This is a genomic window from Coprococcus sp. AM14-16 (assembly GCF_003434675.1).
In the GTDB taxonomy this organism is placed as follows: Bacteria; Bacillota; Clostridia; order Lachnospirales; family Lachnospiraceae; genus Coprococcus; species Coprococcus aceti.
In genome coordinates, this window is sequence record NZ_QTLL01000001.1 from 1,040,700 (window position 1) to 1,066,430 (window position 25,731).

Annotated in this window: 26 protein-coding genes; 3 read left to right on the plus strand and 23 right to left on the minus strand. The window is 44.8% G+C overall.

Features of this window, described 5'->3' with window-relative positions:
• Positions 1–19: 19 nt before the first annotated feature.
• Positions 20–883 carry a chorismate mutase gene (locus tag DW159_RS04695; protein WP_117549095.1) on the minus strand — a complete coding sequence of 288 codons (864 nt, stop codon included), beginning with the start codon at positions 881–883 and terminating at the stop codon, positions 20–22.
• 100 nt (positions 884–983) lie between these two features.
• The gene (locus DW159_RS04700; protein ID WP_055273512.1) at positions 984–1,535 is read right to left on the minus strand and encodes a VanZ family protein; all 552 of its coding nucleotides are present in this window, start codon (positions 1,533–1,535) and stop codon (positions 984–986) included.
• Between the two features lie 161 nt (positions 1,536–1,696).
• On the opposite strand from DW159_RS04700, the gene DW159_RS04705 reads away from it, so the two are divergent.
• Complete coding sequence (locus tag DW159_RS04705; protein ID WP_117549096.1) at positions 1,697–2,692, plus strand: DUF6709 family protein; 996 nt, start codon at positions 1,697–1,699, stop codon at positions 2,690–2,692.
• Between the two features lie 127 nt (positions 2,693–2,819).
• Here the strand turns inward: DW159_RS04705 and DW159_RS04710 are convergent, their stop codons facing one another.
• Together DW159_RS04710 and DW159_RS04715 are read right to left on the minus strand one after the other, a co-directional pair.
• The gene (locus tag DW159_RS04710; RefSeq protein WP_055224152.1) at positions 2,820–3,410 is read right to left on the minus strand and encodes an NADH peroxidase; all 591 of its coding nucleotides are present in this window, start codon (positions 3,408–3,410) and stop codon (positions 2,820–2,822) included.
• A 343-nt stretch (positions 3,411–3,753) separates the two neighbouring features.
• Complete coding sequence (locus DW159_RS04715; RefSeq protein WP_117549097.1) at positions 3,754–5,583, minus strand: GGDEF domain-containing phosphodiesterase; 1,830 nt, start codon at positions 5,581–5,583, stop codon at positions 3,754–3,756.
• A gap of 214 nt (positions 5,584–5,797) precedes the next feature.
• On the opposite strand from DW159_RS04715, the gene DW159_RS04720 reads away from it, so the two are divergent.
• Entirely contained in the window at positions 5,798–7,243 is a 1,446-nt protein-coding gene (locus DW159_RS04720) for a sodium:proton antiporter (protein WP_117549098.1), read from the plus strand.
• Between the two features lie 17 nt (positions 7,244–7,260).
• Entirely contained in the window at positions 7,261–7,878 is a 618-nt protein-coding gene (locus tag DW159_RS04725; protein WP_117549099.1) for a TerD family protein, read from the plus strand.
• 90 nt (positions 7,879–7,968) lie between these two features.
• Here DW159_RS04725 and DW159_RS04730 read toward each other — a convergent pair whose 3' ends face one another.
• From DW159_RS04730 to DW159_RS04820, 19 genes are all read right to left on the minus strand, one after another.
• A complete protein-coding gene (locus tag DW159_RS04730) occupies positions 7,969–9,657 on the minus strand; it encodes a DUF4153 domain-containing protein (RefSeq protein WP_117549100.1) in 1,689 nt (562 codons plus the stop codon).
• A gap of 38 nt (positions 9,658–9,695) precedes the next feature.
• On the minus strand, positions 9,696–11,516 hold the full coding sequence (locus tag DW159_RS04735; protein ID WP_117549101.1) for a hypothetical protein: 1,821 nt from the start codon (positions 11,514–11,516) through the stop codon (positions 9,696–9,698).
• 28 nt (positions 11,517–11,544) lie between these two features.
• A complete protein-coding gene (locus DW159_RS04740) occupies positions 11,545–12,477 on the minus strand; it encodes a GTP-binding protein (RefSeq protein ID WP_117549102.1) in 933 nt (310 codons plus the stop codon).
• A 26-nt stretch (positions 12,478–12,503) separates the two neighbouring features.
• Positions 12,504–12,797 (minus strand): acylphosphatase, encoded by a 294-nt coding sequence (locus DW159_RS04745; protein WP_015534784.1) that lies wholly within the window; start codon positions 12,795–12,797, stop codon positions 12,504–12,506.
• Between the two features lie 51 nt (positions 12,798–12,848).
• Positions 12,849–14,138, minus strand: a complete 1,290-nt coding sequence (locus DW159_RS04750) for a dihydroorotase (protein WP_117549103.1) — start codon at positions 14,136–14,138, stop codon at positions 12,849–12,851.
• 30 nt (positions 14,139–14,168) lie between these two features.
• Positions 14,169–15,380, minus strand: coding sequence for a PrsW family intramembrane metalloprotease (locus DW159_RS04755; RefSeq protein ID WP_117549104.1), 1,212 nt, complete (start codon positions 15,378–15,380; stop codon positions 14,169–14,171).
• Positions 15,381–15,588: 208 nt separating this feature from the next.
• Positions 15,589–16,533, minus strand: coding sequence for a DUF4097 family beta strand repeat-containing protein (locus DW159_RS04760; protein WP_117549105.1), 945 nt, complete (start codon positions 16,531–16,533; stop codon positions 15,589–15,591).
• A 2-nt stretch (positions 16,534–16,535) separates the two neighbouring features.
• Positions 16,536–17,129: a DUF1700 domain-containing protein gene (locus DW159_RS04765; protein WP_117549106.1), complete on the minus strand. Its 594-nt coding sequence runs from the start codon at positions 17,127–17,129 to the stop codon at positions 16,536–16,538.
• A complete protein-coding gene (locus DW159_RS04770) occupies positions 17,122–17,442 on the minus strand; it encodes a PadR family transcriptional regulator (RefSeq protein WP_117549107.1) in 321 nt (106 codons plus the stop codon). The genes DW159_RS04765 and DW159_RS04770 overlap by 8 nt, the downstream gene beginning before the upstream one ends.
• 234 nt (positions 17,443–17,676) lie before the next feature.
• Complete coding sequence (locus DW159_RS04775) at positions 17,677–18,549, minus strand: aldose 1-epimerase family protein (protein ID WP_117549108.1); 873 nt, start codon at positions 18,547–18,549, stop codon at positions 17,677–17,679.
• A gap of 158 nt (positions 18,550–18,707) precedes the next feature.
• Positions 18,708–19,622, minus strand: coding sequence for a quinolinate synthase NadA (gene nadA, locus DW159_RS04780; RefSeq protein ID WP_117549109.1), 915 nt, complete (start codon positions 19,620–19,622; stop codon positions 18,708–18,710).
• 25 nt (positions 19,623–19,647) lie between these two features.
• Positions 19,648–20,172 carry a transcription repressor NadR gene (locus tag DW159_RS04785; protein WP_117549110.1) on the minus strand — a complete coding sequence of 175 codons (525 nt, stop codon included), beginning with the start codon at positions 20,170–20,172 and terminating at the stop codon, positions 19,648–19,650.
• Position 20,173: 1 nt separating this feature from the next.
• Entirely contained in the window at positions 20,174–21,028 is an 855-nt protein-coding gene (nadC, locus tag DW159_RS04790) for a carboxylating nicotinate-nucleotide diphosphorylase (protein WP_117549111.1), read from the minus strand.
• 2 nt (positions 21,029–21,030) lie between these two features.
• Positions 21,031–22,311, minus strand: coding sequence for an L-aspartate oxidase (locus DW159_RS04795; protein WP_117549112.1), 1,281 nt, complete (start codon positions 22,309–22,311; stop codon positions 21,031–21,033).
• 163 nt (positions 22,312–22,474) lie between these two features.
• Positions 22,475–23,257, minus strand: coding sequence for an AlkZ-related protein (locus DW159_RS04800; protein WP_117549113.1), 783 nt, complete (start codon positions 23,255–23,257; stop codon positions 22,475–22,477).
• Positions 23,258–23,265: 8 nt separating this feature from the next.
• The gene (locus DW159_RS04805; protein ID WP_015534796.1) at positions 23,266–23,676 is read right to left on the minus strand and encodes a peptide deformylase; all 411 of its coding nucleotides are present in this window, start codon (positions 23,674–23,676) and stop codon (positions 23,266–23,268) included.
• Positions 23,677–23,696: 20 nt separating this feature from the next.
• Positions 23,697–24,890 (minus strand): class I SAM-dependent methyltransferase, encoded by a 1,194-nt coding sequence (locus DW159_RS04810; RefSeq protein WP_117549114.1) that lies wholly within the window; start codon positions 24,888–24,890, stop codon positions 23,697–23,699.
• A gap of 66 nt (positions 24,891–24,956) precedes the next feature.
• Complete coding sequence (locus DW159_RS04815; RefSeq protein WP_117549115.1) at positions 24,957–25,406, minus strand: YaiI/YqxD family protein; 450 nt, start codon at positions 25,404–25,406, stop codon at positions 24,957–24,959.
• A gap of 26 nt (positions 25,407–25,432) precedes the next feature.
• Positions 25,433–25,639 carry a YdbC family protein gene (locus tag DW159_RS04820; protein WP_117549116.1) on the minus strand — a complete coding sequence of 69 codons (207 nt, stop codon included), beginning with the start codon at positions 25,637–25,639 and terminating at the stop codon, positions 25,433–25,435.
• Positions 25,640–25,731 lie beyond the last annotated feature (92 nt).

Below are 25,731 nucleotides of genomic sequence, written 5' to 3' on the forward strand. Positions count from 1 at the left end.
CTTAAAAATTATTTTTTCTCTAAAACTGTTCCTCGTCACAGGCATAGCTCCCGATGATCGTAAACTCCTCCGTCTCGTTCATGAGCTGGAACACTAAAGCCTGTATATCCTTCTTCAGTAAATTGGCAGACAGCTCCACATAGAATCTGTAATTCCAATGCTCCTGCCTGTTTGGCGCCGAGTGTATCTCTGTGAGGTTCACCCCGTAATCAGAGATCATGGACAGTACGCTGCTGAGACTTCCGCTCTTATTCTTACATACGAACATCACCTTCAGCCTGTTGTGGTTCTCCTCCACTATGAGGTGGTCTGCAAATGTGACAACCTTCTTGTTGTGTCCATTCTCATTTACAATGTTACATCTGTATATATACAGCTTGTTGTTGGTGAGCACCTCGTGAAGCGCATCCGAAACTCCGTAGCTTATGTCCTCAAGTATTCCCATTCCGGCGTCTACCTTGCCAGTCTTTATGAGCTCATACACCTCATCGTATGAGTCCACCGCAATGACCTTGTCCCTCGAGCATCCCTGACAAATGTACAGCTCCGGCTTTATCATCGCCACCGCATCTATGTCAGGCTCCTTCACATCATACTCCACATCCAGGCAGTTCCTGAGCTCCAGAGTCCTTCCATACTGGTACTTTCTGCTTATCTCCATGATTCTCTTGATAAGCGCCGTGTACTCCATCTTGATGTTATCATCCACATCCCCTGTGAGATTGGATATGATGGCCTCCTCGCGGTCTGGCTTATATATGTCATCCTCGGTCTCTGCCTTGACCTGAGCAACATTGTCCGCAAGAACCATTCTCTCCTTGAAGAGCTGCTTGATCTCCTTGTCGACCCGGTCTATGTTCTTTCTAACATCTGCTAATGTCATTCTGCATCCTCCAGTCAGCATCGGTAATGTGATGCTCATAGTCTTTTTTAATATACCATCTGCCCCACTCTAATTCAAGGCTGCCAATACTAAATGCGCTCTAAAAAGGCCACAGGAAAAGGAACATAACCGCTGCCACCAGCACTATCCCTATCACAAAGCCCATTATTATCCTTCCCCTTGTGCTCTTTGATCCCCATATAATAAGAAGAGCTGCCAGTGCGCCGCACATATCTATAAGCACATCCGTGCCCCTGCCTGCCCTGTCAGCGACAAAGAGCTGATGAATCTCATCGGAGCACGCATAGACAAATGTTATCACAACTGACCATATATACACGCCAGCCGAAGTCATCCTTCCGCCGGCCTTTCTGACCGCCAGGGCCAGCAGAGCCAGAAGGATTCCATATTCCGTCATGTGTGCACCCTTTCTGACCATGATCTCCACCACTCCCGTCATCCTGTCAACCACGGGCGCGGAATCATTTCTCACCTTCTGGAACAACCCCACTATAAAGTCTGTCATGGGGTTGCTCACCGCCGACGAGTCATCTCCTGTTCTGGACGACATGTAAAATATGAATATCATCCACAGCACTGCCGGAATTATATATATGTACTTTTTCTCATTCTTTTTTGTTTTCTTTGCCATAAAATCACCACCATGAATGAGTATACCATAAAAAATGTCTAATTTTTTTTGATTTTGCCTTTTTTACTTGAAATATTAGTTTTTTACCTGTACTGTAGAAAAGTGAGGTATTGAAGTGGTTATGTATAATTCATAACAAATAAAAAAAGTGAGGTAACATTATGGCAAGAACAAAGAAAAAGGGGAATCCCATCGTATCAGCAGTTGTTTTCGGTATATTCGGAATAGTTCTTTTATTCCTGGGTATACGAACATTTATCGGTTTACACGGAAAGCTTCTAAACGTTACTACATGTGACGAATCGGAAGTTAAACCGGGAGTGTATGTGGAGGGAACACTCACCTACGGATACGGAGCTTACATTGAGAAGACTACAACGTACAATCACGTGGTCACCAAGACCGACGGATACTACTATCTCGTTGATATCTGCGACAAGAATGAAGACGGCTCAAAAAGAGACACATCCAAGTGGATCGGAATATCGATCTCCAAGAGTGATGACGCCAAATTTGACGCGATCTCATCTGCTGACGATGCAGAACCAGTCTACATAACAGGGGTCATCCGCAAGAACAGCGACAAGGTGCAGGGCTTCCTTGACGACTACATCACCAAGTATGTCGACGCATACGCACAATATTATGGATACACTCCTACAAGTGAGGACTATGCGACCGCAAAGGCAGAAGCTTTTCCTTACTATATAGAGATGGTTGACTCTTCAGATTACATATTCAAGCTTGTCCTCGGAGCTGTATTCCTACTGGCAGCAGTGATCATGATCCTGAAGGCAACAAGAAGCAAGAACACCATCAGCGCATCTGCACAGCCAGCAGGCACAGGTTACTATGACGGTACAGGCGATTTCAACGGCGTGTACACTCCGGGCAGCACAGGAAGCCCAAATAACGGCAGCTATACACAGCAGTATGGCAGTACAGACAGTGGCAGCTATACACAGCAGTACGGCACTACAAACAGTGGCAGCTACGGCACTGCAGAACAGACACAGGCACCGCAGACGTCTTACAGTGATCCGTTCTACTCACAGCAGCCGGCAGCTTCAGAGCAGGATGCCCACGCATCTAATCCTTATACAACAACAAGCTCAACTACATCTTCCTCTTCCTTCAGTCTCAAGAAAGATGAGTAACAATTAAATAGCACACATAAATCTAAAAAAGGTATATACGGATCGCAGCCTGACTGCTTTCCGCATATACCTTTTTTAGATTTATGTGTAAGACTGACTATCCTTATGAATAATCTTTACCTTCTTCTTACTTACCGAAGTATCTGTCAAGAAGTCCCTTGAGAGCCTTGCCGTGTCTTGCCTCGTCTCTTGCCATCTCATGAACTGAATCATGGATCGCATCCAGATTGTTCTTCTTAGCGCACTTTGCAAGATCTACCTTTCCTGCTGTTGCACCGAACTCGCAGTCAACTCTCCATGCAAGATTCTTCTCTGTTGAAGCTGTCATGTTCTGCTCAAGGTCTGATCCAAGCATCTCTGCGAACTTAGCTGCATGCTCAGCCTCCTCGTACGCTGCCTTCTCCCAGTAGAGACCGATCTCAGGATAGCCCTCGCGATGTGCTACACGAGCCATGCAGAGATACATTCCAACCTCTGAGCACTCTCCCTCGAAGTTAGCCTTGAGCTGCTCGTAGATATACTTCTTGTCCTCATCGCTGATCTCTGGATTGTTCTTAACTGTCTCAGCATATACACCAAACTCATGCTCTGCTGCAAGTGTGAGCTCTCCCTCTACCTTCTTGAACTTATCTGCTCCTGCGTGACAGATAGGACACTCTGCTGGTGCCTGCTCTCCCTCATAGATATAACCGCATACTGTACATACAAACTTTGCCATAACTTAATTCTCCTTTTCTCTTTTAAATAATCTAATCAATATCCATCATTGATCGTTAAAATATATTCTGTCTTCTTTGTTGATGTTTATTTATCAACTATATCTTATTATATCTATTTTTTGATCAAAGTCAACCCCTATTGGGAATGATTCTTAATTATTTTTTTAGTAGGTTGTTGATTATATATACAAGACCTGTAAATTATATACATTACATTATTGGGATTACATCCTGTTAAGGTCCAATATAAATAGAAAAAGAGGATCGATACATTCATATATCAATCCTTCTTATACTCTTCTGTATATTCTCTATATGTCGCTATATAGCATCATTATCCGGCTAGCTCTGTCCCAGCATTATCTTCTTGAGAAGATATTCATATCCCGTGATAGGTATAGGCTTGCTGTAGTAATAACCCTGAATGTAGTGGCATCCCCACTCTCTCAGGTATTCCTTCTGCTCAAATGTCTCAACACCCTCCGCAAGACTTCTGATTCCCAGATGCCTTGACATGGCAAGGATATCCTGTGTCATGAGCATGTCCTTGTTGTTCGGCTCGCCGGTGGCTATTCCGTCAATAAAGCTCTTGTCTATCTTGATTATATCCAGCGGCATATCCTTAAGAAGTGCCATACTGGAGTATCCTGTTCCAAAATCGTCCATGGATATCTTGAAGCCCTCAGCCTTCAGATCCTTGAGCACCTTTATCAGATACTGCACGTCAGCGAAATCTGCACTCTCAGTTATCTCAAAGTCTATAAGCGAGTGATCCACTCCGTATTCATCGACTATATCACACAGTATATATATAAGATCCGGTCTCGATATCTGGTGTCTCGAGAGGTTACAGGATATCGGGTAGAGCGGGTAGCCAAGCTCCTTCCACTCCTTGAACTTCTTGCACACCTGTCTCAGCACATATCTGTCTATGATGTCTATAGTTCCGTCAGTCTCAAACTGCGGCACAAAATACTTCGGCGAGAGAATATCTCCGCCCTTGTAGAACCATCTTATCAGAGCCTCAGCACCGGTCAGGGTGTCGTTCTGTGGATTGTACTTCGGCTGAAGATATACCATGAGATCCTCATTCTCTATGGCATCCGGGAGCTCCAGCTTGTACTGCTGTGCCATGATGTATTCCTTCTTCATCTCCGATGTGTATATCTTTATCTCATTTACATTGGTCTTGATACACTGGAGGTGTGCCATCTGCGCCATGTCCTCAACGCGCATTGACATGTTGAGTTTCTCGAATTCATCATAGAATACGATACCACAGCTATAGAATATCTTATACTTCCTGTTCGACGGAAGCTGTCCTATCTCCTCAAAGAATGTATATAGCCGGTTCATTATCTCATCCTCCGGCATATACTTTATAATCATGGCAAAATCGTCACTCTCACACTTTGCAGAGTACAATATCCAGTCCTGCTTGGTCATAGCGTCACATATATATCTGAACAGATCCTTCGCCACCTCACGGCCCATAACGTTGTTGATGAGCCTGAAGCCCTTTATGTCGAATCTGGCAAATATAAACTGATCCAGTCCTATATATTCACACTGCTCAAGCTTCTCCTTGAGCCATGTCCAGTTGTAATGTCCGGTGGCAGGCTCCCTGTATGCTATCTCATAGAGATCTCTCTTACTCATGTTGTCAAGAGTCAGCATCTCCTCCGTCTTGGTCTTCTTGGACCATACCGGAATCTCCACGCACAGACTGTCTGCGCTCTCCATGTAACATATATATGGAAGCTTGTGGTTAGAAACAATGTGCAGCTTCTCCGTCTCTATATACAACTTGGCATATGAATACGCCATGGTCATGAGTCTCGGTATATCCTCTATCAGAGATATATCAAATCCCTTTATATCCACAACGTCGAATCCCGGAACCGTGATGCTCACACAGTTCTGAGGAACCACCTCCATATCACTGTATCCTATCTCCACTCCTCCACACAGACGCGAATATCCGGCGTCCATCATCTTCTCAGGCATATAAAACAAAGCCCTGTTTGCCAGCGGCCTGTATATGTTACTAAAGCACTTGTACCAGTCATAGCCATTCTCCTGACAAAAATCGTCAAATCCCTCTGACTCTCTGGACCTCAGCACGTAAAGTTTTCTCTTTGGTTTGTATGCCTTTGACCATTGATGTTCCATAATATATCAATTACCTCTGTTCTGCCCTAAGGCCATAGTATTGCAATTTTCAATCTTTTTCATTCTATCACATATCCATCTTTTGGGCTATACTTATTATTTTTTTGTTCTGGAAAATAAATGGTTAAGTTTCGATTTTTTTCGTTGAATTTTTACCATATTTTTGTTAGCATAGATAAGGTTTTTCAATTATAATTAATAGGAGGCAAAAACGATGAAAAACAGGTTATTTCTAGGTCTCGGCACAGTCATCTCAGTTCTTGGACTGTCACAGGCAAGTGCCCTGGCGGCAGACAGCGAATCCGGTACTGAAACACTCGGTGCTACGCTTCCACTTACATGGTGTATACCATTTGTGTGTATGCTTCTGTGCATAGCTGTTATGCCCCTTATCGCCGGTGAGTGGTGGGAAAAACACAAACAGTGGGCTGTTGCAGGCTGGTCTCTTTTATTTTTAATTCCATTTGCCATATTCCATGGCTTTGGTACGATGGGCGAACAATTGCTCGAGGTAATGATCGGTGACTATCTCACCTTCATTGTATTGCTTTTTGCCCTGTTCTGTGTGGCAGGCAATATATCTCTTGAAGGCGACCTGGTGGGAACACCTAAGCTCAATGTTCTGCTTCTACTGATAGGTACTCTGCTGTCAAGCTGGATCGGTACTACCGGTGCAAGTATGCTGATGATCAGACCTATCATAAAGGCAAATAAATGGAGACGAAGAAAGGTTCAGATCATTGTATTCTTCATCTTCCTCGTTTCAAATATCGGTGGCTGTCTCACCCCTGTCGGTGATCCTCCACTTCTGATGGGATTCATGAATGGTGTTGACTTCTTCTGGAGTCTCAGACTTGCAAAGGTCATGGTTGTTAATCTCATCATCCTGCTGACTGTATTCTTCTTTCTCGACACAAGAGCGTACAAGAAGGATATCGCAGACGGCAGACAGAAGCCGGTATTCGATGCGGATACCAAAAAGCCAATCAGACTTAAGGGCGCTCACAACATTATATTCCTTGTAATGATCGTAGGCGCAGTTATCCTCAGCGGTGTTCTTCCTATGAAGTTTCCTGCATTTGCAAAGGGTATCAATTTCTGTGAGGGCGTAACGCTCTCATGGGCTGCTATCATCGAGATCGTGATCATGCTCGCAGCGGCTTTCCTCTCATTCAAGACAACGAGCAAGAAAGTCCGTAAGGCCAACAACTTTACATGGGATGCTATACAGGAGGTTGCTATACTGTTCATAGGTATATTCATCACTATGATCCCTGCACTCCTGATTCTCAAGGCACGTGGTTCTGAGCTCGGACTTACACATCCGGCACAGTTCTTCTGGATGACAGGACTTTTATCAAGTTTCCTTGACAATACACCTACCTACCTTGTATTCTTTACCACCGCTGCTTCAAGTGGATTTACAGAGGGTATAAGCACTGCTATGGGTGTAGTTCCTCAGGTCATGCTGATGGCTATCTCCTGCGGTGCCGTATTCATGGGAGCCAACACTTATATAGGAAACGCACCTAACTTTATGGTACGTTCAATAGCCGAAGAAAATGGTATCAAGATGCCTTCATTTGTAGGCTACCTCGTATGGTCAGTTGCTATTCTTGTACCAACATTCTTCATAGACACATTATTATTCTTCTTGTAATCTAAGGGGGTTTTTGTATGAACGAATATGTTGTAAAAGGTGATAATAAACTTACGGTCGGCATTGGCTGGGATGCCAAGAAGGTCGACCTCAAGAAAAAGATTAAGATTGCCATAGACAATATCATGAGTGCTACATCCGAGGACACATATGACCTCAATCTTGCAGCTATTGTTGAACACATCGATGGTTCCGACCCTGAGCTGGTATTCTGGGGCCACAAGTACAGCAGAAGCGATTCTGTTGTTCTGAAGGGCGATGACAGGACCGGTGAGAAGGAAGGAATCGATGAGGAGATGCGTATCTACCTTGACAGAGGTGAGAACGTTGGAAGGATCATCCTCTTCCTCTACATCTACAACGGTAACCTTCACAAGCAGTGCCTGGCCGAGGTGGACAACGTATTTGCACTGATCAAATGCAAGCACACCGAGAAGGTCTATGTTCGTGAGGATGCCATCTTCAAGGCATGTGAGGATGCAAAGCACAATAACTGCTATGTATTCGGCGAGATTCTCCACAATGGAGATGAGTGGGTTGTAAGGGAGAGATCCCAGTTCCTGCCATACGACAAATCCGAGGATATATTTGAGTATTACACATCAAGACATTACGTTCCTGAAGAGGACGACTAATATTTAATGCAGCTAAAAGCCCCCTGCCTCCGGTGTAAATAACCGAAAGCAGGGGGCTTTCTTCATTGTGATCTATAATTCTATATTGCACTACTTTATATAATTCTCTATAGCTTTTGAAGCTCTGTATCTGGATAAGTTAAAGCTTCTGATATAGCCCTTGTCGTCATTCTCCTCAAGCATCTTCTCAAGCCTCTCTCCCACCGTGTCGTTTCTCCAGTAGTAGGTGTCCTCGCTATATTTCGACATCACTTCCTCCATGACCATTTCGGGCGTAATGTCTTTGGTCCTGAAATAATCGATCAAATATGGAACTCCGTCATTACCTATATCCATCACATACTCAAGATCCACTTTCTTGCCATCGTGTGCCTGACTGATATTGTACCTCGTTATCACTGCGCCAGGTCTGATAAATGCATACAGCGTGAACATCACAAGAACCGTCATAAATATGTATCTGAACAGCGGCATATTTCTCCAGAACAGGCTTATGATAACACCGAGCATCACTATAGACGTGACTATCAGCGCCCATATGGTATTTATTCTGAGGTATGTCAGATCATATTCCGCAATGTACATGGACAGCCTCACAGCTGATGAGGCAATCATTATATATGTACATATGCACATCATGAGCAGTGACACGTTGAGCACCAGACTCTTTCTGAATATAGCACTAAATATCAGCACCATACACACATTTACAACCGCTACAAAGAGCAGCTGGAAGAAGCCCTGTCTTGCATACTCTGCGTATGTCATATCGTCCGGAAGTCCTGCGCTGTTCATGAACAGATACACTATCTGAACAACGGCAAATATCAGATAGAACGCTGTGAGCACTATCGTTATAGTTATACCTGTCACTGCATTGTACTGCCCCTCCTTCGGAGCATTTGCACCAAGATCTCTGCGGCCCGCCTTGACAATAAATCCATATACAAACAGGAATATCACAGCGGCAAACAGAACTATCTTCACTATATCCCACGAGAAGAACAGTTTGCCAAATATGTCCTTTATGACCTTTGCAAACACAGGATCTGCCGAAGACAGCAGATTGAGCACGATCACCAGTATCGGAAGTGCTATCACACATCCAAGAAGTATGTACATCAGCTTGGAATTTCTCTTTTTGCCGGTTATCTCACGCTCCGCCTTTCTGTCGGCAAATGGCATGTTTACATACCCTATCGAACCAAAGAACATCTCGAAAAATGAGAATATTCCCTTGAATATCCCCTGCTTTTCAGTGTCATTGAAGTATGTCATAACCGCATACATCTCTGTAACGATTATTCCCACATTACATCCAAATATGATATATCCCTCGTCTGTGAGACTCAGGGCAACCGACATCATGAACACAAGAATATAATATGGGATCAGTATACTCTGTTTCGACAACGCAGCTCCAGTGGTCATGGCCTCACGGTCTGCACCGATGTTCTTCTCATATCGTACCATGCATGTACTGATAAACACTATTGATACTATCGAAAGCACAGCCGACAATATACTCGACCAGTTGCTGTACAGACATGCCGCACATATGATCGCATATACCAGTACCGGAATACCAAACATCCTGAATCTGTTCGGAGACACCGCAGGATTTCTCCTCTGCGGCGGTCTGGCATTCATGTTCATATAACCCTGAGGTGGCGGCGGGGGCATCCCCGGGCCTCCATTCATGTTCATATACCCTTGCGGTGGTGGCGGGGGCATCCCCGGGCCTCCATTCATTCCATTGTTAAAATTCTGTTCGTTCATCCCAAACCCTCCATTTTTTCACCTTGAACCACTTTGAGCTACTCTACAAGTGCCATCTCATCAAGCCCCACGATCCTGTCCATACACACCGGTGCTGTCAGCCTGTAGGCAAAACTTGCAGACTCGAACAGGCAGTATAATTTGCCATTATACGAATATATCTGCTCCAGCTTCTGCGGGAGCTTAACCACCTGTCTCGGTGTCTCTGTGCCGTAATTCACACTGGACAGCTTACCTATATCTGTATCGTATACCTCTATCCTGGATTCATCTATACCATATGATATAGAGAATATTATCTCATTTTTATACACCTGAAGCCCCTGCACCCTTCCTGGTATATAGAAAGCCTCGTCCTCCTCCGAGGATATGGCGGTGCCGCCATTTACGATCTCGTAGCTGGCTGCCATGCTGTAGCTGTTCTTATCCTTTCGCCAGTAGCCCGCATATATATGTCCGTCATATATCGTGATAAATGACGTTGCAGGGAACATGACGCTACATGTGTTCCTGTATTTTATCGGCTTTCCCTGAGCCACATCGTATTTCTCTATGGAGTCCAGCGTAAGACATGATATGGATGCCTTCCTGCTCCTGTCCTCATCCTCATCGATCATATACGAGGAAACCCACAGCACATTATTCTTCGTATCATACGCAAGTCCTCCGGCATGTGTCGTGTCCTTGAGAACCAGTGTTTTAATATATTGCCCGGTCTGTGTATCAAGAACAAATATCACAGATTTGTGTTTCTTCGTCTTGCAATATGCACTGACAAATGTATACTTCTTCGTCACCGCCAGCCCCTGTGGCGTCATGGACGTGCAGTTCTCTATCTCCCTCGACTCACTGCCTATCGTATCAGCATACGCAAGTCCCGGAATGATCATCATGCCATAATCGGTATCCCTGTTCTGGGCATACATACCCATATGATAGAATTCCGGTTCAGTCGACATCTCCCATATCTGCGAGAAATTCGACTTGTTGTCAACCGCATAGGTGCTGGTTCCGGAATCATTTCCCGATATCTCGAAGTTTCTGCAGTACACTCCGCCATACAGCCATATCACACAGATTCCCCCGACATAGCACCATGCAAATATCTTCACAAGTATCCTTCTCGACTGGACCGTCGACAAAAGTGCCGCCATGACCATCTGACTTATTATGGTTATAAGCATCATGGCATTCGTCAGCATATCTCCATGGCTGACTATCTGAAGCGGTACGCCTATCATCATAATCCAGTAGGCCTTCTGTTTCACCTTAATTCTTATTACACTATTCCAGCCTTCCCGCTTCATGCCCCACACCTGCAATGACTGCCATACAACCACTAGGCCATATACGATGCACGCCACAAGCAGGAGCTGCCTGAGCACAGCAACAGCCGTTATCTCAAGGGCCTCACCATTTCTGTAAAATGCCATATAGTACACACCCTGTGCGAGCTGCCATATCCTCCACGCCATCATGGCGAACATCGCAAGCGCTGCAACAAATGCAAATGTGTTGGTAACAGTTCTTCGTCTGACACCCTCACGATGTTCCTTCATCTGTTTGCGCAGACGTTTCTTTGCCCTTCCCAGCTCCTTTATGTGCTTTTTACACTTTCTGATTCTTCTGCGTTTATAGAACAGCACCTTGTACGGTGCGCGTCTGTTCTTCAGCTCTTCATATTCTTCCCTAAGTCTGTCATACCGTTCCGACTCCTCATGAAGATCCGTTCTGGTCGCCCTGAGTGCAGAACGACACATAACGTACCCCTCAAGATCTATCTGTGCCTGTTCTTTCAGCTTTTCAGCCTGAAGTTGAAGCTTCTCTTCTCTGTTCAATTTCTTAGCCCTGTCTGTCATGAAAATCCGCTCCTGTCCATCAGCCTCTTTACTCAAAGTACCGTTTTATTTTGTCCTCCACCAAATTCGAACCGATCACAATTATGATCTCCTGCCCGTTCTCTATAGGTCTCACCTCGGTCTTTTTTACCGTGGCGTTGAGCTCTATCCATCCGGTGTCATTTACAGGGAGAAAACCCTTGATTCTAAAGACATCTCCGCATTCCTTATCCTCAAATATATCCCTGACTATCGTCTCAAGCCGCTCCTGAGGCATGACCTTATTCATGATATATACCGAGTTAAACACATCACTTTGTTTGAACCATAATTTTACATAGTCGTTTAATTTGTATCCGGTTGACATAAAACCTTCAAAGTCATCATCCGTGAAATCATCCCAGTTCTTCTCCAGAACATCATCGCCGAACTGACGCTTACACTGAAATTCGGTGAGCACTTCATTGATATATTCTATTGTGCTCCTCTTCTCATCCTCCGATGCATCCTGAACCTTGCTCATCACCAGAGTTCCACAGTTCGCAACCTCAGACGCAAGCACATATCTGGACTGTCTGCTCATGTCCCGGTCAAGTCCGGCATCGACTATGGAAATGATGCATCCAACCTCATACCATCTGTCTAGTGGCTCCTCGTGGAGGACGTCAAAGAATTCATCCACATCAAATATTCCGGAAGGCTCAACAATGACTCTGTCATAGCCGCTCATCCCCATCGCTATGAGCTTTGTCTTGAACCTTCTCTTGTGACAGTCCTCGCCGCAGCCACCTGCCACCATTTCAGCATGACAGTTCTCGCCCATCACATCCTGAAGAAGCATCATGTCCACGTTGACTGCACCATAATCATTTTCAAGGATTCCGACATTATATCCTTTGCCAACAAGGTAGCTCACATACTTCTTAATAAATGTCGTCTTGCCTGAGCCCAGAAAGCCCGTTATCAAATCTATCTTTACCATATGTCCACTCTCCTTATCTACGCGCGTTACCAGCTTGATCTCACATGAAATCCGCTGTCATTCTCCAGAGGTATCTCCCTGACATCCATATCCTCTATAAATATATATCTGTCATTTCTGAGAACTGCTATCACCTTGTCTATAGCCTCAGGCAGCCCCTGAGCCTCCATCTCAACAGAATCATCATATCTGTTGCACACCCAGCCGGTGACTCCGTACATGGATGCAGCATAGCTCGCCCTGTATCTGAAGCCAACTCCCTGCACTCTTCCTCTGAATGTATAATGTCGTCTTATCTTGTCCATATCTATATGTCCCATCTCTGTTATGATCTTCTCATATCTTACATTTTATATCCTGCTGCCCGCATCTTACACATCATGTTCAGCATCGTACTTTTCTGCGTCATACACGATATTTCCACCACAGATTGTATAGTGAACCCTTCCCGGGAGAGTCCATCCGGCAAATGGACTGTTGGATGCCTTTGACGCAAAGCTGTTCACTGTCCACTGCTCATTCTCGCCAAATATGACTATATCCGCAGGAGCTCCCTCTGCTATCTTGCCCGGTTCCATGCGGTAAAATTCTGCAGGATTCCTGCTCATTAGTTCCATGAGCTTCATGAGTGAGATATATCCAGGCTGTACAAGGGAATATATTCCAAGGGCAAGAGATGTCTCAAGCCCTGTTATTCCACTTGGCGCCTTGTCAAACGGTCTCGCCTTCTCCTCACTGCTGTGCGGAGCGTGATCCGTCACTATCATATCTATTGTGCCATCCTGTATTCCCTCTATGATCTGTCTTCTGTCTTTCTCAGTTCTGAGTGGAGGATTCATACGCGCCATGGTTCCGTACTTCAGCACAGCATCCTCTATAAGGGTGAAATGATGTGGAGTTGCCTCCGCATGTACGTCCGCTCCAAGCTTCTTTGCAGTTCTCACTATATCCACGGAATTGCCTGAGCTTATATGCTGTATGCACACTGATGCACCTGTGTGAAGTGCAAGGACGCAGTCCCTTGCAACCATAATATCCTCCGCTGTGCGGGATGCACCGCCGTATCCAAGCTTTTCTGATACTTTTCCTTGATTCACTCCCGGCTGTACAATGAACAGCGGATCCTCTTCATGAAGACTCACCGGAAGATCAAGATCCCTTGCCTTCTCCATAGCCTCAAGAAGAAGCTTCTCATCCATGATTGGGATTCCGTCATCGGTAAATCCTGCTGCACCTGCAGCCGCAAGACTGTCCATGTCCACGAGTTCCTTGCCAGCAAGGCCCTTTGTGACTGTGGCTGTCTGAACTACATGTATTCCGGTCTTTGCACCTTTATCCTGTATATACTTGAGAGTCTCAAGGTTATCCACCGCCGGCTTTGTATTCGCCATACATACCACCATCGTGAAGCCTCCTCTTGCAGCGGCGGCGGCACCTGTCTCGATGTCTTCCTTGTACGTAAATCCCGGATCGCGGAAGTGTACATGTGTGTCTACCAGTCCCGGTGCAACTACAAGTCCATCTGCATCGATGACCTCCGCACCCTCTGCCTCCAGATCGTATCCTGTCTTAACTATGTGATTGCCGTCGATGAGCACATCCATGACCTCGTCTGTATGGGTGACCGGATCAACGACTCTTCCATTCTTTATCAATAACATTTGCCTGTTCTCCTCTATATAAATATTTTATTACTGTCTGTATGTGTTCTGCGGATCATACTGTGATGACTGACCGTAATGTGGCTGCTGACCGTAGCCGCTATACTGATTATTCTGCTGTGACTGCCAGCCATACTGGGTCTGCTGGCTGTAGCCATTCTGCTGATCGTACCGCTGTGGCTGACTGTAGCCACTTGACGGCTGATTGTACTGTCCTGGCTGTTGAGTATAGCTGCCCGGCTGATTGTACTGCCCCGGCCGCTGACCGTAACCGCTCTGCTGACTGTATCTGCTCTGCGGATTATACTGCTGACCATACCGGGTCTGCTGGCCGTAGCCACTCTGCTGATTATTGTACTGTCCCGTCTGGCCGTATGCATTTGTCCGTATGGTGTTCTGCCTCTGGCCATATACATTTGACTGATTGTACTGCATGTTCTGCCCGTACATATTTGGCTGATTGTACTGCATGTTCTGCCCGTACATATTTGGCTGATTGTATCCACGCATAGGTATATATCTGAAATTATACGGATTCACCCATATAGGATTTACCGCTATGATATGATCGTTCTTTGCCGCATGGGATATGAGCAGGAACATCAGAACCACCGACAGGATCAGAACCAGTATGCACAGGATCACGCTGGTGTCATCAATCGACAGCACAAAATCATACAGTCCGTGTATTCCCATGGTGCTAAAATACGCTATCAGCATATTGCCTGCGGCACCCTCGCCCTTGTTCGCATTCTCTCTCGCCTTTGAGTAGAAATATCCCATGATAACGCCGCATGAGCAGTGAAGTGGGATTGCTGTCACAGCCCTCAGGATTCCGAGTCCTATTCCACCCTGGAATACATACAGGATATTCTCCAGTGTTGCAAATCCGAGCGACGAGCACACGCCATATATAACGCCGTCATAGCTGTGGTCAAAGTTCTTATTTTTCCATGTAAGTATTAACATTCCAAGGAATTTGCCCAGTTCCTCGATCATCGCCACTATAAAGAAGCAGTTGACCAGCTCATAAACCGCCGTTCCGGATTCCAATCCCATGTAGTATAACAATACGCCCCCAACCAGCTCCACGACTACTGCCGGTATCGTGCTGACAGCTCCCAGAACCGCAAGCCATACTAGCAGGCTCATTGGATCCCTGCTATTCTTATTTCTTCTGACTACAAATAACAGCAGTAACACCGAAGGTAATACTGCAAGTCTCAATGCAAATGCACTCATCCTTTACTCTCCCTGATATTTTCTTCCGTATAAATATATATACATATTAAAGATACCATTTTTAGCGTGAATCCACAATAAGCAGAGGCCTTTACCGACATTTTATTTCATTAATTAACTTTAATTTAGCCTAAATACAACTCAAGGCAGGTCATTCCATTTCAGAAGACCTGCCTTGAACCAATTTTCAAATGTATTCAGTTACGACTTACTGTGTGACATCAATATCTCCGCTACTAGTCTCGATATTGCACTTTCCATCTGCTCCCTCAACCGAGTCCGGTACATTTACATCACCGCTGGATGTCTTTGTATTGTATTCATACTTCATTTCTGAGCCAATGCCGATCGATACATCACCACTGGTTGTCACGACATTGATCTCAGAAGCATCACAGTCTCTAATCATTACGTCACCACTTGACGCACGACCGTTTATACGTTTTGCCTTTATACTGCCAGATGTGATATTGCCACTGGAGGTCTTCAGATCAATATTATCCATAACCACATCACCAAGACTGACGTCACCACTGTTTGCTGATATTCTTGTATCCTTTGACGATACACTGTCAAGCTTAATGTCACCACTGCTGGTCGCCACCGTCAGAGCATCTGCATTTGCACCATTTACGATCACATCGCCGCTGGCGGCCTCTATATCGATATTACCTATTGCCAGATAATATTCCATATCCACGTCACCACTGCTGGTCACAATCTTCAGATCATCGTACTCCGTACCAGCCAGATACACCGTCACGGATGGCCATGCTCCAGAATACACACCAATGGAAATGTTAAATGCTGCATTCCTGCTGTCGTCTGCGGTTATCCTGAGCACACCATCTGATATATCTACATGATGTGTCAGATTCCCGCAGTCATAATACTCCACATAACTTGTATCTCCACTCGCCTTCTTCACGGCAACATCCACATCTGATGCGCTTTTTACATCAATTGCAGTGAATTTATCTTTTATATCAACAGTCTTCTTTACGTAGTTCACCGGCTCCGATGTCATGTGGGCCAGATTAACTGTCACATTCGGCCATCTGAATCCATTTACAACAAGTGCTGAGATCACAGTGATAATTCCAGCCACGATCATGATCGATGCAGCTATAACAGCTTTCTTTGTTCTACTCATGCCTATTTCTCCTTTACAAACATTCTCTTTATACCATTCACACTGGCCTTGCAGACCTTAAATATACCAACCGTAACAGGTTTGACGGATACAACAAACAGTATCGCTATACCTATTCCAATGAGTGCTGCTCCAAGCATGAGAACTGCTGTGTATGGGCTGTTGGCTATGAACAGCGGTATGGCACATATCAGTCCGCCTATTCCCGCTGCCACAAAGCTGAGCACAACTGCGTAGAATGAAATAAGAAGTGCAAATGCAACTATCCACAACGTAAGCAGCAATACCAACGCCGTAATAAGAAGTGGAATCCACACCGGAGAACCAAGTACTATGAGTACGACCTCCCATGCCTTGAGCTCGTGCTTTGGCTTGATCTTCTCCTTCACAAGCTTCGTAAGCGGCATATCTTCAAGTATCTGCTCCACTGCTGCATCAGGTGATCCCATATCTGCCACAGCCTCCTCCTCGGAAAGGCCGTCCTCCACGCGGTCATCTATCATCTCGCTATAGTAATCCATAAACCTGTTCACATCATCAGCCGGCATCGCACTGATCCTGCTTCTTATTGCCTCCAGATATTCCTGTTTATTCATCTCTGACTTCCTCCTTCACAATAAATCTGTATATGGATTCCAGTTCCTTCCACTCTTCCTTGAACTCTTCTATCCTGGCTCTTCCGGCATCCGTAATATGATAATACTTTCTGAGTCTTCCGTTGTGCTCCACGGAATGAACCGTGAGCAGCGCTCCCGCCTCAAGTCTTCTGAGGATAGGATAGAGTGTGGACTCTGATATCGTCACATACGGCTTCATATCTTTGATGATCTGATATCCATAGGAATCCTCGTCCTTGATGGCCGCAAGCACACACACGTCGAGCATCCCTCTCTTCAATTGTATATCCATCGCTATACCTCCTTACGCAGTATACTATACGTCGCATAGTATCATATGTCAAGTAGTATTTTCAGCACTCTACAAAAAGGAACAACAATGGGGTCAGGCACCTTTTACATAGATTCTACATTAATGTATATGAAACATAACAAACAGGGCGGGACATCCCACCAATGGGATGTCCCGCCCTGCTTACAAATTATATTCTGCTATATCTTAATCTGACACATGATATGTTTTCCATTATAGTATGTCGATGACATACTCCTTGCTGAACGAATGGCCAGCCTCAAGACTGTTTGAATACTCACGGTCCGCCAGATCTCCGTCATATCCCTCGCGGTCACACCTGCCAAACCAAGGCTCTATGCAGACAAATGGCGCATGTTTCTTTGCAGGAGACCATATGCCTATCTGCGGCACATCAAATCTCAACTGCAAAACCGGCGCATCAGATGAGTTCCTTAATGTAATCGTATTTATACCCTTACCATCCATGATCAGGGCATCCTCATCAAACATCTCATCACGCAGCTTTAAGACTCCATCTGTCAGTCTGTGCGTAACTGTTCTATCTCCAAGAACTCCATTTGCTGTCAAAAGACCACATTCAATCTCGTTCTTACCTGTGTGCATATCCAGAGAATAACCGCCGATGCCTCCCTCACATGCAAATGCAGGATGAGCACCGATAGAAAAATGAATCGTGTCAGTTCCCTCATTCACAACGGTCCACATAACATGTACAGATGAACCTTCAAGTCTGTATCCTATACAAAGACTGAAATCAAACGGATAGCTCTTCTGCCATGTATCATTCTTCTCAAGCACAAACAGCAGTGTATCACCAGTCTGGCCAGCCACTACAAACTCGCTGTCCCTTGCAAATCCGTGCTGAGGTATATTCTCATAAACCACCCCGTTATGTCTGTAACGCTGTCCTTCAAGCTTTCCCACAAATGGAAACAGCACAGGAGAAACTCTTCCCCAATACTCAGCATCACCGCACCACATGTATTCTCTGTCTGTCTCGATACTCTTCAGGCTCACAAGCTCAGCGCCGTGAGTATTCACCTTTATAGCGATCTTATCATTTTTTAATTCAACAATACCCATCATGTCCTCCTATACTCCAGCCAGTCTGGCTGATCATAATTTGCAAATAATATTATACACTTTTATAACATTATAACACAGGTACAAAAAAATACGGTCGCTTAATGAACTAATAAGCAACCGTATTTTATATACTGTTTCTCGGCATCCACACCTCGTTATCCAAGCGCGATCATTCTGTCGATGCAGCGGGATGCTCCCTCCATCACCTCATCAGAAAGGACTATCTCTTCGCCACCTGTGCCCTTTAATACATTCAATATGTCAACCAGGGTAGTAAGTTTCATATTATGGCACATCAGCTTTGAAGAAATTGGATAGAACATTTTGTCAGGGCACTCATACTGAAGATGCTCCACAATACTGTGCTCTGTACCGATGATAAATTCTTTTTTCTCTGACTTTCTGGCATATGCCATAATTCCTGTGGTTGAACCTACATAATCAGCCTCTGCAACTACATCCGGCCTGCACTCAGGATGGACAAGAAGTTCCGCATGTGGATGTAACTCTTTTGCCTTCAAAGCATCATCTAGGGTAACCGCAAGATGTCTAGGACATCCGCCGTTAAAAAATACAAATTCCTTTTCCGGCATCTGCTTTTGAACATAGTTTCCAAGATTCGGATCTGGAATAAAAAGAATCTTGTCATTATCAAGCTTGCTGCAGATCTGCACTGCTGATGAAGATGTCACACATACATCACAGGCAGTTTTCAATTCAGATGTCGTATTTATATAGGCGACAACCGCATATCCCGGATACTTCTTCTTCATCTCATTCAGCGTTTCAAGGTTCATCTGTTCAGCCATCGGACATCCGGCTTCAGGATTAGGCAGATACACCTTCTTATCAGAGGACAGTATCTTACATGTCTCCGCCATAAAACGCACACCGCACATTATTATATTTTTGCGGGAATCCTTGCTCGCCTCCACGCTAAGTCCATATGAATCTCCCATATAATCTGCAACTTCAAGAATCTCATGTCCCTGATAAGCATGTGCCAGTATGCAGAAATCCTTCTCTTTCTTCAGTCTGATTATCTCTTCCTGTATCTCTTTTATCGTCATTTTATTCTCTCCAAATCATTCTGTATTATTTCTCCCACTCCTGCCATGGAACAAGAAAGCCTGTCTCCTCGAGTTTCTGCTCTATAGTGTCCAGGATCTCTTCACTAGGAGCCTCTATCAGATGGTAATGATATCCGTTCGTAGCATTTCCAAGCAGGGACGACTGGCTGTTTGCCAATTTTTTCATAAATTTTGCCACGTCGTATCTGGAAGCAATATTCATCTTTGCAGTAACACGATTGTACACCGTATGACTTATACTTACATTCTTTACAACACCGCCATAATCAACTATGATCGTGAGTTCTTCCTCAGTCCTGTCATAACCGTGTTTTACTTTAAACTCTCTCTGACATTTTGATTCATTCTTGTATATATAACCCCTGTTAGTTGCAATTATGCCATCATCAGCCGCCCTGATCACTGCAATGTCCTGTACTATTATCTGTCTACTGACATCGAATTCTGACGCAAGCTTATTTGCCGGAACAGGGACATCTGAATTCTTCACAATGTCAAGTATCCTTTCCCTTCTCTCTTTTGCCTTCACTTTATTCCTCCGCATGAAGATTTTTCATCGATATATCCATTATAGGTGAGCTGTGTGTAAGCGCACCGCTTGATATATAATCCACTCCCAATGATATCAGGCTCTCTATGTTCTCTTTTGTAACATTGCCTGAACATTCTGTCTCCGCACGTCCATCGATCAAATCAATCGCAGCCCTCATCTGATCCGTTGTCATATTGTCAAGCATAATGATATCGGCTCCCGCTTCAACAGCCTCTTTTACCTGATCCAGTGTCTCAACTTCAACCTCTATCTTGCGGACAAATGGTGCATACTCCTTTGCCATTCTCACTGCATTGGTTATACTTCCCGCAGCGCCTATATGATTATCCTTAAGTAATACTCCATCCGACAAATTGTATCTGTGATTGCTGCCTCCGCCGACTCTGACTGCATACTTCTCAAATATACGGCAATTAGGCGTGGTCTTTCTGGTATCCAGCAGAGTAGTCTTGCTTCCTTTAAGAAGTTCTGCAACCTCATGAGTATATGTAGCTATGCCACTCATACGCTGGAGGTAATTAAGCGCAACCCTCTCTCCAGAAAGAAGAACCCTGATATCACCAGTCACAATTCCCATAAGCTGGCCAGCCTTCACCTCATCGCCATCTTTGCAGAAGAACTCAACCTCAGTGCTGTCATCTAAGAGTGTAAATACTCTTGCATATACATCAAGTCCTGCAATGATTCCATCCTGCTTGCATATCAGGTCTACTTTTCCTTTCTGTGCCTTTGGCATCACCGCATTTGTGGATACATCCTCACTTGTGATATCCTCCTGTAAAGCCATCATTATAAGCTTGTCCGCATTCAATTTCATTGTTATCTGATTCATTCTCAGCCTCTTCTTTCCGTTTCTGTCAAAACTATATTCTTATATTCTCTAAACAAACCATCTATATCTTCATATTCAGACAGATCTATGTTGTCTTCTCCACAGCCTCTGTGTTCTCTGCTGAACATGATATCATCTGCCGCTCTCTGTGCAAAAACAAGCGACTCAAGTAACGAATTGCTTGCCAGTCTGTTTCTGCCATGCACTCCATTACATCCGGCTTCTCCTACCGCGTACAAGCCTTCCATGGATGTCCTTCCGGCAAGATCTGCCTTCACTCCGCCCATGTGGTAATGCTGAGCCGGCACAACCGGTATCGGTTCAACAAGCACATCATACCCCTCATCCTTGCACTGCTTGTATATATGTGGAAAATGCTGCAAGATCACATCTCTTCCAAGCGGTCTCAGATCTTCCCACACATGCTCCGTTCCATCTCTCTCCATCTGTTTCCATATTGCATGGCTGACTACATCACGAGGCTGCAGTTCATCTGTAAACCTTTCTCCCGCCTTGTTAAGAAGCCATGCGCCTTCGCCTCTCACAGATTCAGATATCAAAAATCTTCTTCCCTTATTCCGGCTAAACAATGTTGTCGGGTGGATCTGTACATAATTCAGATTCTCTACCTCTACACCATGTTTTAAAGCAATTGCTATGGCATCACCTGTTATATGGGCAAAATTCGTTGAGTTCTTATATATACCTCCGATTCCACCACACGCCAATACAACATTGTTGGATCTAAGTATGCTTATGTTCTTGGCCTCATCAGCTATAACCACTCCACCACAGGCATTGTCATTGCAGATGATGTCGAGCATAGTCGTATACTCATATATCTCGATATTGGATTTTTTCTTTGCACACTCCAGCAAAGTGGATGTAATCTCTTTGCCGGTAATGTCCTCGTGGAACAATATTCTTGGCTGGCTGTGAGCTCCCTCCTTGGTGAAGGCAAGCTTTCCGCTCTCATCTCTCTCAAATCTAACTCCAAGCCTTATCAATTCTCTGATAACAAGATTCGATGATCTGATCATCAGATCGACTGTCTTTTTATTGTTCTCATAATGACCGGCTCTCATGGTGTCTTCAAAATAATCTTCGTAGTCTTCCTCACCCCGCAGCATACATATGCCGCCCTGGGCCAAAAAAGAGTCGGACTCATCAGCCCGTCTTTTTGTGATAATACAGACCTTTTTTGTCTCTGGAAAATTCAACGCACAGAACAAGCCTGCAGCGCCAGTTCCCACAATAATAACATCATATACAGTGTTCATCATTTCTCCTCTTCAAGTAGGCATCATATTATTCTTTATAACCTGACTTGCATATAAACATAACATATGTAAACACATATGTAAATATATATGTAATGTTATATGTAAACTTTTGATGTAAACCTTTTTTGATGTGAGTTTTCGAAATAATGCACACCATAAGTCTCTACTTTAAGACTTTCTTTATCTGTTTCTCTGTAGCTATCGGGTAAATATCATCCATATGCTTCACTATCCTCTTCCACGATTCCTCAGGGCTCTCACCATATGCGGACGTCACATGGTCATATCCCCACAGCTTCTCCGGCATGGAATACACAGCCACATTCCAGCCGTATTCCGCGCCCTTCTTGTTCAACCGTTTTCTGAAGTCACATGCACACAGATAGGTCTGCATCTGGAGCTGTGTCATCGTACCCTCAAAGCCTTTCTCTCCGCCCTTGCCAAATCCGGCAAGCTTCTTTATATCGAATGAAAAAAGTTCTGTATTGTACATACTATCCAGCTTTTCTGCCGCAAATTCCGCATCGCTCTCCTCGTCTATCCGGTCATCCATGAACAGATCCATGATCTTCTTCTGCCTGAATGATGCAAGCTCATCATCCCATCTGGCATCGAAATCATATCCAGCTCTTCTATAATTTGCAAAATACGGGAACCATTTCTTTGAGATAAATCCCGCCTTATTGTGGAAAAATTTGCCGTATGCGATGTCGCCTCTTCTGGCTATGATCTCACGCCACACCCAAGGATCCCTCTGCGGGTCTTCACTCCACCAATACTTCTCCGTGGTTCGCTCTTCCACCGAAAATCCAGGTATCTCATTGCGGAAAAGAGGCAGGAATCCCACTTCCTCTATATATCCGATAAGTTCGTCCACCGTGTGCAGGCACTCCGGATCATCCTCTGAAACGCCATACATAATCCATGTTCCGTCTTTTGATTCCATAAACTCTCCTAAATTATTCGCCCCTCAAGGTGATCCATCTCATGGAGCACTATCTGGGCTATATATCCGTTGAACTTCATACGCTTTTTTGCAAATGATGCATCCTGAAACTCTACTTCTATGTCTCTATACCTTGTCACCTTTCTCGTGCCGTCCAGAGACAGACATCCCTCCTCTGTCTCGTAAGCCCCCGACTTTGACAGGAGTACCGGATTCAGCATGACAACATTGGCAAATCCCATACTGACGATGATTATCCTCTTCTTATATCCGATCATGTTGCCCGCCATGCCGACGCACCTCGCCTGATTTGCCGCTAATGTGTCCTGCATATCTGCTATGATCCCCGCATCCATAGTCGTCATCGGAGATGACTTCTGGCTGAGAAACATCTGATCTCTTACTATCTGTTTTACCATGGTCTATTACCTTTCCTTATCTACTCACCATTCTTCACGTACAGGAATAATTTCGACTTGAGCAGCTTCTTCGGCGTTGCCGAGATCTCGCATATCTCCTCGTATATGCGGTTGCACACGATAAAATACGCAGCCAGGGCAGTCAGCACATTCTTCTGATTTGCGCTCTGGAAATTGTACTTTCCCGTCTTCTCATTCTTCTCGCTTCTGGCATGTTTTACCAGGTTATAGTCATTCCACCAATCCGCGATCCTGCCATCCACAAATGCGCTGAACGGCTTCAACTCGATATCTTCAAATGTGTCTATCGTCCTCACTGCGTCAAGCCTGATAGCCGGGAATTTCCTAAGCACAGGAGTAAGCCTGTCATGTATATTGTACTTCTTCCTGTAATCGTCCTCCTCTACCATCTTGCAATATATCTCAATCAGAGAATCAATATTGCTGCAGATGTTCAGAAACATATTTATGTATCTGCTTGAAAATGTCGGGAAGTTGCTCTTGTGAATGTCCACATACTCCGAACTGATCCTGACATCCTTCTCAATGATCTGGTATTGCTTCCAGAAAATGTTCAGAAATTCCTTCTCAGTTATGACAACTCTGGTCTTCTTCACCAGAACATTTACCCACAAATGTCCCTGACCTATCCTGTCAAGCCTGACATCCTGACTCGTCCATACATCCTCAAGCGATGCGCCTGAAACCAACGCCACCATATCGCAAACCCGGGCCTCAGTATAATTGGCAAATGTCCTTCCATCATCCCGCGTCCGTTCACTCTTGCCGTACTTCCACGAAGCATACAATACCCCGCCGACCCTGAGCGCCTTCATAGCCTTCTCAAGGATCTTGTGCATATCGCTCTTGGCAACATGGAGCAGTGAAGCACATGCCCACACAGCGTCAAATTCATTCTCATAATTCATGTCCTCAATGCGCATATGTACAGCCGCTTTTCCCGTCAGCTCCTGAGTTTTCCTGCACATCGCCTCAGACGCGTCCAGAGACACAACCTTATATCCCTTGTCCAGAAAATATTTGCTGTCACGGCCACTGCCGCAGCCAAGATCAAGTATCCTGCAGCCCGGCTTGAGATTTTCCTCAAAGCGCTTGTAAATATCCGACATGTCAGCATTTCTGGTTACCTCGGAATATCTGTCAGCATATTTGTTGTAGTATTCTATTGTTCTGTTTGTATTTTTATCATCCATTAAAATCTGACCTCTTCCAGTTCATATGTGGTGAGAGTTCGAATCCCCCTCCACTTTCATATGTATCTACAGATTATTTGCCTTTCGCAGCAGCTTCTCAAAAGACTCCGCAAATCTCTGGTCATCCTCTTCTGTCCTCTTCCTCGGCCCTTTGATATGATTCCTGCTCGATGCCCTTCTCGCCTTTTTATTCAAATGTCTCTCCATAAGCATCTGATCGATATTCTCATCCGTATACCATTTGCCCGACTGATGGATCGCATACGCACCTTTGCCAAGCGCCATTGCAGCCACGCCATAGTCCTGAGTAACCACTATGTCGCCCCTGTGACAAATGCTTATCAACTTGTAATCCACGGCATCCGCCCCGGCACCGACCACGATAACCTCACTGTAATCAGATGTGAGGACATGGTTCGTATCGCATAGAAGCGTTACTGGGATGTTGTATTTTGTTGCTATGTCTTCAACTATATCAATCACCGGACACGCATCAGCATCAACAAATATCTTCATTGACCTAGTCCTTTCTCGTGCTGTCTCTACAGCAACGCCTTTAATTTAGACGCCTCCTCTTCTGTAAGTGTCACACCCTTACCCATCTTCTCATGCTCTGGTGCCCACTCTCTGATATCATACTTTGGTGTGCCACCATTCCACGATATCTTATTAAGTTCCTTAGTCCATCCCTTTGCACTTTCCGAGATCACTCCTATGTGCTCTACTATTTCGTATTTAAAATCTGCCATTTTTATGTATCTCCTTTATCCTCTAAAGATAAAGCCCGTCACAACTCTTTGTTTGATGTGATGGGCCGTTGTCTATCATTATATCTGTTTTT